This window comes from Stenotrophomonas maltophilia, assembly GCF_006974125.1.
Classification (GTDB): Bacteria; Pseudomonadota; Gammaproteobacteria; order Xanthomonadales; family Xanthomonadaceae; genus Stenotrophomonas; species Stenotrophomonas maltophilia_O.
In genome coordinates, this window is record NZ_CP037858.1 from 3535223 (window position 1) to 3550649 (window position 15427).

The 15427-nt window shown below is 67.9% G+C and carries 12 protein-coding genes; 8 read left to right on the forward strand and 4 right to left on the reverse strand.

The features are described from left to right. The first annotated feature begins 2 nt into the window (after window positions 1-2). From EZ304_RS16185 to dapE, 3 genes are read left to right on the forward strand one after another with little or no spacing between them, the layout of a single operon-like run. Complete coding sequence (locus EZ304_RS16185) at window positions 3-869, forward strand: hypothetical protein (RefSeq protein ID WP_142807597.1); 867 nt, start codon at window positions 3-5, stop codon at window positions 867-869. A 31-nt stretch (window positions 870-900) separates the two neighbouring features. Next, window positions 901-1272, forward strand: a complete 372-nt coding sequence (locus tag EZ304_RS16190; protein WP_185959190.1) for an arsenate reductase — start codon at window positions 901-903, stop codon at window positions 1270-1272. Continuing rightward, a complete protein-coding gene (dapE, locus tag EZ304_RS16195; RefSeq protein ID WP_142807600.1) occupies window positions 1269-2396 on the forward strand; it encodes a succinyl-diaminopimelate desuccinylase in 1128 nt (375 codons plus the stop codon). The genes EZ304_RS16190 and dapE overlap by 4 nt, the downstream gene beginning before the upstream one ends. Window positions 2397-2445: 49 nt before the next feature. Here dapE and EZ304_RS16200 read toward each other — a convergent pair whose 3' ends face one another. Further along, window positions 2446-3330: a tetratricopeptide repeat protein gene (locus EZ304_RS16200; RefSeq protein WP_142807601.1), complete on the reverse strand. Its 885-nt coding sequence runs from the start codon at window positions 3328-3330 to the stop codon at window positions 2446-2448. Between the two features lie 330 nt (window positions 3331-3660). On the opposite strand from EZ304_RS16200, the gene asnB reads away from it, so the two are divergent. Together asnB and EZ304_RS16210 are read left to right on the forward strand one after the other, a co-directional pair. Then, window positions 3661-5352, forward strand: a complete 1692-nt coding sequence (gene asnB, locus EZ304_RS16205; protein ID WP_142807602.1) for an asparagine synthase B — start codon at window positions 3661-3663, stop codon at window positions 5350-5352. 100 nt (window positions 5353-5452) lie between these two features. Continuing rightward, window positions 5453-6841, forward strand: coding sequence for a cation:proton antiporter (locus EZ304_RS16210; protein ID WP_142807603.1), 1389 nt, complete (start codon window positions 5453-5455; stop codon window positions 6839-6841). A gap of 78 nt (window positions 6842-6919) precedes the next feature. Here EZ304_RS16210 and EZ304_RS16215 read toward each other — a convergent pair whose 3' ends face one another. Continuing rightward, window positions 6920-9247 (reverse strand): penicillin acylase family protein, encoded by a 2328-nt coding sequence (locus tag EZ304_RS16215; protein WP_142807604.1) that lies wholly within the window; start codon window positions 9245-9247, stop codon window positions 6920-6922. Between the two features lie 124 nt (window positions 9248-9371). Between EZ304_RS16215 and bfr the strand changes: the two genes are divergently transcribed. Continuing rightward, entirely contained in the window at window positions 9372-9860 is a 489-nt protein-coding gene (bfr, locus tag EZ304_RS16220; protein ID WP_010486279.1) for a bacterioferritin, read from the forward strand. A 273-nt stretch (window positions 9861-10133) separates the two neighbouring features. Here bfr and parC read toward each other — a convergent pair whose 3' ends face one another. Next, the gene (parC, locus tag EZ304_RS16225) at window positions 10134-12377 is read right to left on the reverse strand and encodes a DNA topoisomerase IV subunit A (protein WP_142807605.1); all 2244 of its coding nucleotides are present in this window, start codon (window positions 12375-12377) and stop codon (window positions 10134-10136) included. Window positions 12378-12437: 60 nt separating this feature from the next. After that, window positions 12438-13319, reverse strand: coding sequence for a helix-turn-helix domain-containing protein (locus EZ304_RS16230; RefSeq protein WP_185959191.1), 882 nt, complete (start codon window positions 13317-13319; stop codon window positions 12438-12440). 172 nt (window positions 13320-13491) lie between these two features. Between EZ304_RS16230 and emrR the strand changes: the two genes are divergently transcribed. Together emrR and emrC are read left to right on the forward strand one after the other, a co-directional pair. Next, window positions 13492-13935: a multidrug efflux system transcriptional regulator EmrR gene (gene emrR / locus EZ304_RS16235; RefSeq protein ID WP_126928107.1), complete on the forward strand. Its 444-nt coding sequence runs from the start codon at window positions 13492-13494 to the stop codon at window positions 13933-13935. Beyond that, window positions 13932-15425 (forward strand): multidrug efflux transporter outer membrane subunit EmrC, encoded by a 1494-nt coding sequence (gene emrC, locus EZ304_RS16240; protein ID WP_142807606.1) that lies wholly within the window; start codon window positions 13932-13934, stop codon window positions 15423-15425. Before emrR ends, emrC begins: the two co-directional genes overlap by 4 nt. The last annotated feature ends 2 nt before the right edge of the window (window positions 15426-15427 follow it).

The following is a 15427-nucleotide window of genomic DNA, read 5'->3' on the forward strand; positions in this document are numbered from 1 at the left end:
AGGTGGCTGCGCCGGAAGACCTGGCGCAGTCCGCGATCTACCGGCATCCGTCCGACAACGCGTTCGGGCGGATGCTGCCGCGCCTGCTGCATGCATCCCGCTGGAGCCGGCTGCGTCGCGCGCTGTCGCGGCGCTGGCCGATGCCGGCACTGGCCAGCGATGTGCGCGACGTGGTCTACGCGAGCTGGTGGGTCGACGTGCGTCACGCACCAACGCCGCCACCGGGCCATCATTACGTGGTGCATGCCGGGCGCACGCCGTACACCATCCTCAGCTACCGTCACGGGCACTTCGGGCCCGCGCTGGCCGGGCCGCTGCGCGCGCTGATGCCGTCGCCGCAGCAGAGCAACTGGCGCTGGTACCTGTGCCGTGACGACGATCCGGACGCCACGCCGGTGGTGCTGTTTGATCGCAACGTGATGGACCAACTGGCCTTCGTCGCCGGGGCGCGTGCGTTCAGTGATGCCATGCAGCCGCATCTTTCCACCCGCTTCGAACATGTGCTGGATGCCGCCGGTCGTGGCCACACGCTGATCGAAGGCGGGCAGGGCAGTGCACCAGACCTTCGCCTGCAGTGGCGGGTTGCTGCCGACTGCGCGGATGCCGCGTGGGCGGCGGCCTTCGGTGGCCAGCAGGCCCTGCTACGCTTCCTGACCTGCCAGGACGAAGCCATCGCCCGCACCTGTGATCGCCGCTGGGCCAGCACCCGTATCGCGCTGCCGGTGGACGTCGACAGCCTGCAGCCGCTGCGCCTGGAAGGCGAACTGCATTGCCCGCGCCTGCAGGCGATGGGCGTGGCGCTTGAATCGGGCCTGGCCTTCCGTTTGCCGAGGGTGCCGTTCCGGGTCGTGTCCGAGCGCCTGTTGTGAGATTCTGGCCCCCTGTTTTCCAGCATCACAGATGGCCATGAGCACCACTGTCTACGGTTTGAAGAACTGCGATACCTGCAAGAAGGCGACCAAGTGGCTGGACCGCTTCGGCGTGCCGTACACCTTTGTCGACTACCGCGAGAACAAACCCAGCCCGGAAATGCTGCTGGAATGGGCCGAACAGCTGGGGGGGCTGGCGGCGATGGTCAACAGGTCCTCCACCACCTGGCGGCAGCTGCCCGACAACCGCAAGGCCGCCGATTCCGAGGCCGAGTGGAAGCTGCTGCTGCGCGAGTACCCGCAGCTGATCAAGCGCCCGCTGGTGGTCAACGCCGATGGCAGGGCCAGCCAGGGTTTCAGTGACAATGGCTTCAAGGCACGCTTCGGCGTGGGCGACGCATGAGTGCCGTGCTCGACCTGGCCTGCGAGCTGATCGCACGGCCTTCGGTGACGCCGGACGATGCAGGTTGCCAGGCGCTGTTGGCGGCGCGGCTGAAGCAGGCTGGATTCCACTGTGACCACCTGCGTCTGGGCGAGGTCGACAATCTGTGGGCAACCCATGGCCAGGGCGCACCGGTGCTGGTCCTGCTGGGCCACACTGACGTGGTGCCAACCGGCCCGCGCGAAGCCTGGACCAGCGACCCGTTCACCCCACAGATCCGCGATGGCGTGCTGTACGGGCGCGGTGCCGCCGACATGAAAGGCAGCGTGGCTGCGTTCGTGGTCGCCGCCGAGCAGTTCGTCGCCGCCCATCCCGACCATCCCGGCACGCTGGCGGTGCTGCTGACCAGCGACGAAGAGGGTGATGCCATCGATGGGGTGCGCCACGTTGCACGCCTGTTCGCCGCACGCGGGCAGCGCATCGACTGGTGCATCACCGGTGAGCCGTCGTCGACCGCGGCGCTGGGCGATCTGCTGCGCGTGGGTCGCCGCGGCAGCCTGTCCGCCAAGCTGCGCGTGCAGGGGGTGCAGGGGCATGTGGCGTACCCGGAGAAGGCGCGCAATCCGATCCACCAGGCGGCGCCGGCACTGGCCGAACTGAGTGCGCGACGCTGGGACGATGGCTACGAGAGCTTCCCGCCGACCAGCCTGCAGATTTCCAACATCCACGCCGGCACCGGTGCCAACAACGTGATTCCCGGCGAGCTCGAAGTGGATTTCAACCTCCGCTACAACCCGCATTGGGACGCGCCGAAGCTGGAAGCAGAGATCGCCGCACTGCTGGACCGGCATGGCCTGCAGTACACGCTGAAGTGGCACCGCAGCGGCGAGCCGTTCTACACCCCGGAAGGCACGCTTCGCGCCGCCGCACGGGCGGTGCTGGCCGAGCACATCGGCCGTGCGCCGGAGGAAAGCACCGGCGGCGGCACGTCCGATGCGCGCTTCATCGCGCCGTTGGGTGCGCAGTGCATCGAAGTAGGCCCGGTCAACGCCAGCATCCACCAGGTGGACGAGAACGTGCGCGTGGACGAACTGGAAGCACTGCCCGGGCTGTACCAGCGGCTGGTGGAACGGCTGCTGGTGTGAGCCTGCGACGGTGGGTGCCGACCGTTGGTCGGCACGCCGCCCGCCGGCACTACTCCGAAAAAATGAAGAACGGCGGCTCGACCGCCTTCTTCCAGTAACTCGGCGCTGCCATGTAGAAGCGCTGTGCCTCGGCCTTCGCGAACCAGCGTGCCGCCGCCTCGGTGTCCTTCTCCACGCCTGGCGCACTCCGGCCCAGCAGCAGCCCGGCGAAGTACTGGCCGAAGACATTGCCCTGTTCCCCGGCACGCTGGTACAGCTGCAACGCACGTGCCGGATCGCGCGGCAGTCCCATGCCTTTCTCCAGCAGTGCGCCCAGATCCACTTGCGCTTCGGCATCGCCACGCGCCGCGCGACGCTGGATGCGCGCAACCAGCGGATGCACGGTGTCGCCCTGCGCGGCCACTGCATCCGGCAGTCGCGAGGAACGGCTTGGATAGCGCTGGTAGATCATCGCGCGCAGGTCCCAGCGCAGCGCCTGTTGCGCGTCGCCCCGCTGGCGATAGGCCTTGGCGAGCCCGTAGAACGCATAGGGATTGCCGTGGTTGGCGGCCGCCAGATAGGCGCGTTCGCCACGTCGCCAGGACGCACGCAGCACCGGTGCAGGATCGATGCGGGGGCTGTCGGCATGCCGCAGCATGCCGGAGGTCCAGATCCGGCCGAGTGCCTCTTCCGCCTTGGTGTTGTGGAAGGTCCATGGCGTGATCGCAGCGGCACGCTCGTAGTAGGCGAGTGCGCGCGGATCGTTGAAGCGCTCGAAGGTCTCTGCGGTATCCCAGGCGCCGTCAAAGCTGCCGTCGCTGCCGCGCTGTTCCAGGGCCTGCTGCTGTGCCGGTGGCAGCCTGGACGGCGGGGGCAGGGTCTGGCACGCCGTCAGGCCCAGGCAGAGCAGGGCGGCCAGTACGGCGGTGCATCCAGTGCGGTGTTGCATTTCCATTACACATTGCGGGGCGCGCCATTATGCGCCTCACGTGTGGTTGCCAACGCAACTGTTGCGTCGCGCCGGAAACCGGGGTACGGTCGATCCCATGTCGATCCGCCTGGCCACCGCCGTCAATAACAACAACCGCAATAATCTGCGCGCGAATAATCGTGCGCGGCCGATGCGGGACTGCGCCCTGGGTAGATAGACAGCAATACACGCCCGGACACCAGAAAACCCGCATCGGCCGATGCGGGTTTTTTTGTGCCCGGGCGCAGCCTTCCCGGGCCTGGATGGCCGGTCGAACACCTTCCCCTCGTGAAATTCCCCAACAGGAGCTCCGCCATGTGTTCGATCTTCGGAATCTTCGGCCTGCAGGCCGGTGACGATCTTCCCGCCCTGCGCCGTCATGCGCTGGAACTGTCGCAGCGCCAGCGCCACCGGGGCCCGGACTGGAGCGGCGTGTACCTGGACGAAGGCGCACTGCTGGTCCACGAGCGGCTGGCCATCGTCGATCCGGCCGGCGGCTCGCAACCGCTGCTGTCGGCCGATGGGCAGCTGGCGCTGGCAGTGAACGGCGAAATCTACAACCACCAGCAGCTGAAGGCCGCGCTGACCACCGCCTACGACTTCCAGACCGGCTCGGACTGCGAAGTGATCAACGCGCTGTACCGCCAGGGCGGATCGCCAGCGCAGTGGCTGGAGCAGCTCAACGGCATCTTCGCTTTCGCGCTGTGGGACCGTGATGTCGGCCGGGTGCTGGTTGCGCGCGATCCGATCGGGGTGGTGCCGCTGTACTGGGGCCACGATGCGCAGGGGCGCCTGCGGGTGGCTTCGGAGATGAAGGCGCTGGTCGATTCCTGCGCCGATGTCGCGCAGTTCCCGCCGGGCCACTATTTCGACAGCGCCAGCGGTGAGCTGGTGCGCTACTACCAGCAACCCTGGCGTGACTACGCCGACGTGCAGGGCCGCCAGGCGGATCTGGCCGAACTGCGCCAGGCCTTCGAGCATGCGGTGGAACGCCAGCTGATGAGCGATGTGCCGTACGGCGTGCTGCTGTCCGGTGGCCTGGACTCGTCGCTGGTGGCGGCGGTGGCCGCGCGCTATGCACGCCGCCGCATCGAAGACGGCGGGCAGACCGAAGCCTGGTGGCCGCGCCTGCACTCGTTCGCGATCGGCTTGAAGGGCTCGCCCGATCTGGCCGCCGCTGCGATCGCCGCCGAAGCGCTGGGTACGGTGCACCACGGGTTCGAATACACCTTCGAAGAAGGCCTGGATGCACTGCCGGAAGTGATCCGCCATATCGAAACCTACGACGTCACCACCATCCGTGCATCGACACCGATGTTCCTGCTGGCGCGGCGGATCAAGGCGATGGGGGTGAAGATGGTGCTGTCCGGCGAGGGCAGCGATGAGATCTTCGGTGGCTACCTGTACTTCCACAAGGCGCCGGACGCGCGCGAATTCCACGATGAGCTGGTGCGCAAGCTCGACGCCCTGCACAACTACGACTGCCTGCGTGCCAACAAGTCGATGATGGCCTGGGGCGTGGAGCCGCGCGTGCCGTTCCTGGATCGTGAATTCCTCGACGTGGCGATGCGCTTCGATGCCGCGCACAAGATGGTCGGTGCCGGGTTCGGTGGCCGCCGCATCGAGAAGGCGGTGCTGCGCGAGGCATTCGATGGCTACCTGCCGGACAGCATCCTGTGGCGTCAGAAGGAGCAGTTCAGCGATGGCGTCGGCTACGGCTGGATCGACGGACTGAAAGCGCATGCCGAGGCGCAGGTGAGCGACCGTGTGCTGGCGGCGGCCGACAAGCGCTTCCCGCACAACCCGCCGCAGACCAAGGAGGCGTACTACTACCGCCACCTGTTCGAGCAGTTCTTCCCGAGCCGCGCGGCGGCGGAGACCGTGCCGGGCGGCAAGTCGATCGCCTGTTCGTCGCCGGCGGCGATCGCCTGGGATGCCAGCTTCGCCGCAGCTGCCGACCCTTCCGGACGCGCGATTGCCGGCGTGCACGCGCAGGCCCTGGCCTAAGCCCCAAAAAGGGGACGGAGGGGATTAAGTCGTTAGTGGCACAAACGACTTAATCCCCTCCGTCCCCTTTTTGTATCATCGCCCCCCTGCGCATTGGGGAATGTTCATGGACGTACAGGCAGGCGGCAACGCGCCGCCCACGAAATGGGGATGGCGTTATCTGGCCTGGGCCGGTGTCCCGCTGCTGGTCGGCGTGCTGTTGGCGCGGTATGCCGGGCCGGCGGCGCCCGAGGCGGTCGCCCGTGCCACGGCTGCTGCCGAAGGCAGCTGGGCGCAGCATCTGGCGTCACCGCTGGGCCTGTTCCTGCTGCAGCTGCTGGTGCTGCTGCTGGTGGCCAAGGGCGCAGGTGCGCTGCTCAAGCGCTTTGGGCAACCGGCGGTGATCGGCGAGATGGCCGCCGGCCTGATGATGGGGCCGCTGGTGCTCGGCAGCCTGTTGCCGCAGCTGCATGGCGCCCTGTTCCCGGCCAGCTCGCTTGGCCCGCTGGGCATGCTCAGCCAGCTGGGCGTATTGATGTTCCTGCTGGTAGCCGGTGCCGAGCTGGACCTGGCGGCACTGCGTGGCCGCCGCCGTTTTGCTTTCACGGTCAGCCATGCTGGCATCGCGGTGCCGTTCGTGCTTGGCGTCGCTCTGGCGATCTGGCTGTATCCGCAGCACGGCCCCGAAGGTGTGGGCTTCACCGCGTTCGCGTTGTTTGTCGGCATCTCGATGAGCATCACCGCGTTCCCGGTGCTGCTGCGCATCCTCGCCGACCGCGGCATCACGCAGACATCGCTGGGCCAGACCGCCATCGCCTGCGCCGCCTTGGGCGACGCCACCGCGTGGTGCCTGCTGGCGCTGATCGTCGCAGCGGCCCAGGCCAGTGGCTGGCTACCGGCCAGCCTCAACCTGCTGTGCGTGGTTGCGTTCGTGGCGTTGATGCTGGGGCTGGTGAAGCCCTGGTTCACCCGCCAGCAGATCGCACCGGGCCGTGAGGGGCGCTGGCTGCTGGGCATTCTGCTGCTGTCGCTGGCCAGTGCGCTGGTCACCGAGATGCTCGGCATCCATGCGCTGTTCGGTGCCTTTGCTGCGGGCGTGGCAGTGTCGTCCAACGTGCAGCTGCGCGAGCTGCTGATGGCCCGCGTCGAACCGTTCGCGGTGACGCTGCTGCTGCCGCTGTTCTTCGCCATGACCGGTCTGCGCATGCGCGCCGATGCATTGCAGGCCAGCGATATCGTGCTGTGCGCGGTGGTGATCGTGGTGGCCACGGCCGGCAAGCTGCTGGGCACCTTCAGTGCTGCACGCAGCGCCGGCATGCCCACGCGCGAGGCGTGGCGGCTGGGTGCACTGATGAACACCCGTGGCCTGATGGAGCTGATCGTGCTCAACCTGGGCTACGAGCTGGGCCTGCTCGGCGACCGCCTGTTCGCGGTGCTGGTGATCATGGCGTTGGTGACCACGGCGATGACCGGGCCGCTGCTGAACCTGATCGAGCGGCGCAGGGCCTGAGCGCTGGGGGGCATCCATGCAGGCGTGGAGGTGGGGTCAGATCCCTTTTCCTCTGGAAAAGGGATCTGACCCCGGCCGTCAACGCGCCGGCACCAGCGTCATCACGTGCTGTGCCTTGCCAGGCAGGAACGGGGTCGGGCGTCCATGCACCCAGTCCTCGTGGCCGGCACCCCAGTAAGGTGACAGCGGATGCCCGCTCTGGCCGCCGGGCATATGCACGAAGCCGTCGGCCTCGTGGCCGGGCGACACCACCATGCGCTCGGAAGCACCGAAGTTCGGCGTCTGTACGCGCGGCATGTCGCGGTCACCAGGCAGCCGGTCGGCGGGCATGCACAGCCAGCGCTTGGCGATGTCCGGCAATGCGCGAGCAATGGGATGGCAGATCGCCGCGGTGTTGCGTTCACCCCACGTGCGCCTGGCCAGTGGGCCCTGCCTGGAGAGCTCGGCTTCCGTGCGGCGTGCTGCATCGATCAGCAGCGCATCCCAGCTGTCGAACGCCGGCGGCAGCAGGTTGGCCGGGCGCTGCTGCAGCATCGGCCAGGCTACGCCTTCCAGCTGCGCCAGGCGCGGATCGAGGTAGTCCTCACCCAGCTGCGCATTGGCCGGTGCCAGCAGCGCATCGGACAGCGTCTCCATCACCTGCGTGCGGAACTCGCGCACCACCCGGTAGCTGACCGAGTCGGCTGAAGCGCGCCCGCCCCACTGATGGCTGACCGCCTTCAATCGCTTCAGTGCAGGGTCGTCACTGCGTTCGATGACGTCGTGCAGCAGGGCCCACCAGCGCTGCAGGAACACGGCGCGGTCATCGAGCTGGATCGCCAGCAGATCGTGCTCGTCGAAGCGCTCCTGGATCGCCAGCAGGTCACGGATCTGCCGCGCCCGTGCACCGAGGTCATAGCCACCGTTGCCGGCGGCGGCCAGTGCCTCGCCGTCCAGAACGCGGCCGTTGGCGGTCCACAGGCGATGGTTGGGTGGGTCGATCAGTGCCGGTGAGGCATCGCTGCGGATCGGCCAGGGTGCGCAGTCCTGGTTGTTGGCGGCGGTGAAGCCCGCAGGCGCACAGCCGGGGCCGCGGTCCGGGCGGGCGCCGATCAGGCGCCAGGCGATGCGTCCGCTGCGGTCGCCGACCACCAGGTTCTGTGCGGGGATGCCGGCGTGGTCGGCGAACTGCAGGGCAGTGTCCAGGTCACCGGCGCGGGCCAGGTCACCGAAGTCCAGGCGCACCGCGCCGGGCAGCTGGGCGACCCAGCGCAGCGCGTCGCCGCTGCCGTCGGCGTGGGTATGCAGGATTGGCCCCCAGGCGGTTTCGCGCACCGGGAACACCACGTCGGCCTGGCCGGCTACGGTGATGCGTTCTTCATGTACGGTCGCCGGGGCGTTGGCCGGTTCAGTGCGGTAGTCCGCCGTGTCGATGTAGCTGTTGGTGAAGCCCCAGGCCACGTGACCGTTGCTGCCGACGATCACCGCGGGCAGACCGGGCAGCGAAAAACCGGTGACATCGACCTGGCCGCCGGCAGCCTGCGGGTCCGGGTAGCGCAGACGCACGCGGAACCACAGGCCCGGTGCACGCAGGCCCAGGTGCATGTCGTCGGCGACGATCGCGCGGCCATCGGCGGTAAGCGCCCCGGCCACCGCGAAGTTGTTGCTGCCGACGGCGTCCGCCTCTTCCTGCGCGGTGCCGGATGTTGCCTTCAATGTGCGCAGGTCAAGCTGGCTGGCATCGGGCAGGGCGGCGTTGCCGGTGGGTTCGCCGAACAGCGGTGCATCCCATTCGGTGCCGTCGTGGGCGATCAGCGCATACAGCGCCGGTGGCACCACCGCGCGGATGCGGCTCAGCGCAAGCTCGGTCTGGTTGCCCGGATCCTGCAGGTCGGCATACATGGCCAGCCCGGCCAGCACGCTGTCGCTGGCCTGCCAGGGCTGTGGTGATTGCCGCAGCAGCAGGTAGGCCCACGGGCGCACGGAGAGATCGGCCAGGCCCTCATTGACCCCACCGACATAGGCGCTCACGGCTTCGATGTTGTCGCCCAGCGCAGCCCGCATGTTCGCCTCGGTGCGCGCGCGCAGCCGATGCACGCGCATGCGCTTGTCGGCGTCGATGGCCTTCGGCCCGAACAGCGCCGACAGCTCGCCGGCGGCACTGCGGCGCATCAGGTCCATTTCGAAATAGCGTTCCTGCGCATGCACGCGACCCAATGCGCGCATGGCGTCGGCCTGGCTGCCGGCGGTGATGGTGACCACGCCCAGCGCATCGCGCTCGACGGTGACCGTCTTGGCCAGCCCCGGCAGGGCATGCTCGCCGTCCAGGTCGGCCAGGCTGCCACGCAGCAGCAGCCAGATTGTCAGGACCGCAGCCATCACGATGGCGATCAGCAGAGCCAGTATCCAACGCCATCTACGTCGCATTGCAGGTCCTTCCAGCACTCGAGGGGCGATTGTAGCCGCAGGCGCAACTGCGACTGATTCCGATTAGATCACCGTATTCTGAAATGGGGCACCCTATGCCGCATCGATTCACAGGAGCCCCCCCATGAAAGGCAACCCGGACGTCATCGCCTGCCTGAAGGAACTGCTGCGCGGCGAGCTTGCTGCCCGCGACCAGTACTTCATCCATTCCCGCCGTTACGAGGACCAGGGCCTGTTCGCGCTGTACGAACGCCTGAACCACGAGATGGAAGAGGAAACCCAGCACGCCGATGCGCTGCTGCGCCGGATCCTGTTCCTCGGCGGCGACCCGGACATGCGCCCGCATGCCACCGAGCCCGGCAAGACCGTGGAAGAGATGCTGCAGAAGGATCTCGATACTGAATACGCCGTTCGGAACAATCTGGCCGCCGGCATGAAGCTGTGCGAGGAGAACGGCGACTACGTGAGCCGCGACATCCTGCTGGCGCAGCTGAAGGACACCGAGGAAGACCACGCCTGGTGGCTGGAGCAGCAGCTGGGCCTGATCAAGCGCATCGGCCTGGAGCTGTACCAGCTGAGCAAGATCGACGGCAACGGCGCCCCGGCGCACTGAGCCGCAGGGGGCGCCGGGCAATTCCCGGCGACCACCCGGTAGAGCCGACCGCTGGTCGGCTGCACTTCAAAAGGCAGCCGACCAGCGGTCGGCTCTACCAGACGAAGCACAGCGTTCTGTCGCCCGCCAGCACCGGAGCACCGCCAGCCAGCCTTCGCCCGCCAGCTGCTCCACCGCCCGCCAGCCGACAACGAAAAAGCCGGGGAATTCCCCGGCTTTTTCGTGTCCGGAGTCAGAGCCCGTTCCGTTGGAACGGGGTCCGACCCCCAGCCCTCACTCCACCGACAACCCTTCCACCTTCTGCCAGCCGCGCGGCAGCAGGTGGCCGCGGGTGGCGCGGGCGCCGAGGTAGGCGTCCAGCTCATTGAACTTCAGGCCCATGGTGCGCTGGCCACTGCGTACCTGCAGGGTCTGCCCCGGGCTGATCGCCACGATGGCGACCACGCGTTCGGTGGCGAGCTTGGCCTTCGGGATCTCGATGATCTTGTTGCCCTTGCCCTTGTCCAGTTCCGGCAGGTCGTTGGCAGCAATCGCCAGCAGGTTGCCCGAACTGGTCACCGCCACGATGCGGTCGGTGGCCACGTTGGCGAGCACCGATGGGGTCAGCACCGAGGAACCGGACGACAGGTTCAGCATCGCCTTGCCGGCCTTGTTGCGACCGATCAGGTTCTCGAAGCGGGTGACAAAGCCATAGCCATGACTGGAGGCCAGCACGAAGCGGGCATCCGGCTCGGCACTGGCCAGGGTCACGAAGCTGGTGCCCGGTGCCGGCGAGAAGCGGCCGGTCAGCGGTTCACCGTTGCCGCGCGCCGAGGGCAGGGTGTGCACCGGCGTGGAGTAGGCGCGGCCCTCGCTGTCGAGGAACGCAACCTGCTGGGTGCTGCGCGCACGCACCGCGCCCTGCAGCGCATCACCGTCGCGGTAGGACAGCGCGGATGCATCGACGTCGTGGCCCTTGGCCGCGCGGATCCAGCCCTTCTCGGACAACACCACGGTCATCGGCTCGCTCGGCACCAGCTCGGTCTCGTCGATGGCCTGCGCGGCCTGGCGCTGCACCAGCGGCGAGCGGCGTGCATCGCCGAACTTCTTGGCGTCGGCGGTCAGTTCGTCGCGGATCAGCTTCTTCAGCTTGGCCTTGCTGTCGAGGATGCCGAGGATCTTCTCGCGCTCCTTGGCCAGCTCGTCCTGCTCGCCACGGATCTTCATCTCCTCCAGGCGGGCCAGCTGCTTCAGCTTGGTTTCCAGGATGTACTCGGCCTGGTCGTCGGACAGGCCGAAGCGCGCGATCAGCGCGGCCTTCGGTTCGTCCTCGGTACGGATGATGTGGATCACCTCGTCCAGGTTGAGGAAGGCGACCAGCAGGCCTTCCAACAGGTGCAGGCGGCGCTCGACCTTCTGCAGGCGGTGCTGCAGGCGGCGGGTGACGGTGTTGCTGCGGAAGGTCAGCCATTCGCTGAGCAGCATCTTCAGGTTCTTCACCTGCGGACGGCCGTCCAGCCCGATCACGTTGAGGTTGACGCGGTAGCTGCGCTCCATGTCCGTGGTGGCGAACAGGTGGCCCATCAGCTGTTCGGCGTCGACGCGGTTGGAGCGCGGCACCAGCACCACGCGCACCGGGTTGGCGTGGTCGGACTCATCGCGGATGTCTTCCAGCCACGGCAGCTTCTTGGCGCGCATCTGCGCGGCGATCTGCTCGATCACCTTCGACGGCGACACCTGGAACGGCAGCGCCGTCACCACGATGTTGTTGGCTTCCTTGGTGAAGGTCGCACGCGCACGCACGCTGCCGTTGCCGGTCTCGTACATGTTCCGCAGATCGTTGGCGGCGGTGATGATCTCGGCGCTGGACGGGTAGTCCGGGCCCTGCACGTGCTCGCACAGGTCGCGCACGGTCGCCTCGGGGTTGTCCAGAAGGTGCAGCAGCGCGCTGACGATCTCGTTGAGATTGTGCGGCGGCACGTCGGTGGCCATGCCCACGGCGATGCCGGTGGTGCCGTTCAGCAGCAGGTGCGGCAGCCGCGCCGGCATCCAGGTCGGTTCCTGCAGGGTGCCGTCGAAGTTCGGTGCCCAGTCGGTGGTGCCCTGGCCCAGCTCGCCCAGCAGCACTTCGGCGATCGGGGTCAGCTTGGATTCGGTATAACGCATCGCCGCGAACGACTTCGGGTCGTCGCTGGAGCCGAAGTTGCCCTGGCCCTCGATCAGCGGGTAGCGGTACGAGAACGGCTGGGCCATCAGCACCAGCGCCTCGTAGCACGCGCTGTCGCCGTGCGGGTGGTACTTACCGATGACGTCACCGACGGTGCGCGCGGACTTCTTCGGCTTGGACGCGGCATTCAGGCCCAGCTCGCTCATCGAATAGATGATGCGGCGCTGCACCGGCTTCAGGCCGTCGCCGATGAACGGCAGGGCGCGGTCCAGGACCACGTACATCGAGTAGTCGAGGTAGGCGCGTTCGGCGTACTCGCGCAGCGGCAGTTGTTCGAATCCGTGGAACACGGGGCGGGCAAGTTCGGTCATGCGGCGTTGTTACCTGTTGTCGGGAGGCGGCGACGGCGGTCGCCGCTCGCAATCCTGTGATTATCCGGATGCGGCGGGGGATGCCAAGCCGCGCGCAGGGTCCAGCCCGGTTTCCAGGCCATGTCCGGCCCGTGCCAGGTAGCGCCCCGGCGGCAGCCCGAAGTGGCGGCGGAACACGGTGACGAAGGCGCTGGCGCTGCTGAAGCCCAGCGCGTGTGCGATGTCGGCCACGCTGCGGCCGTCGGTCAGCTGGCGCAGGGCCTCGGACAGGCGGGCCTGCTGCCGCCACTGGGCGAAGCTGAGCGTGGTCTCGTCGCGGAAGTGACGGGTCAGGCTGCGCGGCGACAGGCCGGCCCAATGCGCCCATTCGGCCAGGCTGCGCTCGTCGGACGGGTCGGCCAGCAGCTGCGAGGCGATCTTCAGCAGGCGCCGGTCGTGCGGCATCGGCAGATGCATGCGCTGTCGCGGCGCGGTGCGGATCTCATCCAGCAGCACCTCGATGATGTGCTGGCGCTCGGGCGTGGTGTCATAGCCCAGCGGCCATTCGCAGATGCGGTCGGCCAGCGCCTGCGCCAGCTTGGACAGGCCCAGTACGCAGGGATCGGCGGGCAGGGTGGCGCAGGCCGGCGCGGCCAGTGCCATGCCCCAGCCGCGCAGCGGGCCGTCCAGGGTGACCGTATGCGGCTCCAGCGGCGGCATCCAGCCGGCCGAGCCCGGCGCCAGTGACCACGTGCCGTGCGAGGTCCGGGTGGTCAGCAGGCCGCGTTCGACGCAGATCAGCTGCGCGCGCTGGTGGTGGTGCCAGTCCACTTCACGGACCAGGCCCAGGGGGCTGTCGAAGCGGAAAGCGACAACCGGTGGCCCGTCATTGCGCTCGAACCAATCCAGCGCGTCGTCGCGCAACAACCGCTTGGAAGGGGGGATTTCTGCCTTGTTCATCATATCCGCTGGCTGAAATGTGTCATCCATTGGCTGAATTGTACTACCGGGCCACCTGACCAGATCATTAAGGTAGGCGCCTTCATTGATCCAGCCCGCTGCTGCAACACAGCATTCGATGCCAGATCGAATATTTCCATTGAGAAATATTTTTTTTGGAAGAGAATGCTCCCCCATGATCTGTCCTGCAACCACTCCCCCCAGCTTCGGCCTGCTGCTGCGCCAGGTGCGCGACGGCCTGGTCCGTCAACTCGACGCATCCATGGCTGAAGAAGACCTGGGTATCGGCTTCACCCACTACATCGGGTTGAAGGTGCTTTCCAACATGGCCCCGTGCACGGCCAACGAGCTGGCCCAGGCCATCGACCAGGTGCCCAGTGCGGTGACCCGCCTGCTGGACAAGCTGGAGTCGCTGGGCTGCGTCCGCCGCGAACCGCATGCCCAGGACCGGCGTGCGCTGCAGATCGTGCTGACCGATGAAGGCCGCGCACTGTGGGCGCGGCTGAAGCTGCGCGGCGACGCGGTGATGGATTACGCCCTGCGTGATCTTTCCGCCGACGAGCGCACGCTGCTGCTGTCCCTCCTTACCCGAATCCGCGATTCCCTGACGACCCCATGAACCCGATCCCGCATTCCACTCTCCGCCGGTCCGGGTGCGCGCTGCTGGTGTCAGCGCTGGCCCTGGCCCTGGCCGCCTGCGCCAGCAGTCGTGGCCTCAACCCGCAGGGCCATGTGCTCGACGTGGACAGCCTGCACAGCGAACGCACCCTGGCCGACACCGACCTGAGCGCCACCGGCTTCCCGGCGCAGGACTGGTGGAAGGCGCTGGGCGATGCACAGCTGGACGCCCTGGTTGCCGAAGGCCTGGCCGGTCACCCGAGCCTGGACGCCGCCGATGCGCGCCTGCGCCAGGCCCAGTCCCAGGTGGGTACCGCGCGTGCCGATCGACTGCCGAGCCTGTCGGTGTCCGGTGGCTATACCGGCCTGCGCCTGCCTGAGTCGATGGCCGGCAGCGAGATGGGTGGCCACTACGCCGGCAGCAGCCAGGTCGCCTTCGACTTCAGCTATGGCGTGGACCTGTGGGGTGGCAAGCGCGCTGCCTGGGAAGCGGCCGTGGACGGCGCCCATGCCGCCACTGTCGAAGCCCAGGCTGCACGCCTGAACCTGTCCACCGGCATCACCCAGGCCTATGCCGACCTGGCCTATGCGTGGCAGCTCAACGACGTGGCCGAGGAAGAGCTGGCCCGTTCGCAGAAGTCGCTGGAACTGACCCGCCAGCGCCGCAGCGCCGGCATCGACAGTGATCTGCAGGTGCGCCAGGCCGAGGCCCGCGTGCCCGCCGCGCAGCAGCAGGTGCAGGCCGCGCAGCAGCGCATCGATGCCGCCCGCACCGCGCTGGCCGCGCTGGTCGGCAAGGGGCCGGACCGCGGCCTGTCGATCCAGCGCCCGCAGCCGTTGAATCCGATGGCCCTGCAACTGCCGGGCGTGTTGCCCAGCGAACTGCTGGGTCGTCGCCCCGACATCGTCGCCGCACGCTGGCGCGTGGAAGCGGCCGACAAGCAGATCAAGGTTGCGAAGACCAAGTTCTACCCGAGCTTCAACCTGACCGCGCTGGCCGGCGTGGTCGCCCCGAACGTGGGCGACCTGCTGAAGAGCAGCTCCACCTTCGCCTACATCGGCCCGGCGCTGAGCCTGCCGATCTTCGAGGGGGGCAAGCTGCGCGCCAACCTGGCCAACACCGATGCGCAGTACGACCTGGCGGTGGCCAACTACAACCAGGCCGTGCTCGACGCATTGCGCGACGTTGCCGACCAGGTCAACGCGGTGCGTTCGCTGGCGCAGCAGGCGCACTCGCAGCAGCAGGCGGTGGACACCGCGCGCTCGGCCTTCGATCTGGCCCAGCAGCGCTACCGCGCCGGCATCGGCAGCTACCTGGACGTGCTGACCGCGCAGTCCACCCTGCTGCAGTCGCAGCAGCAGCTGGCCGGGCTGCAGTCGCAGCAGGTGCAGTCCTCGGTGCGCCTGAGCAAGGCGCTGGGCGGTGGTTTCCAGCCCGCTGAAGCCGACCTCGCACCGATCGCCTCCCATTCCAATTCCTCGCATTCCTGAAG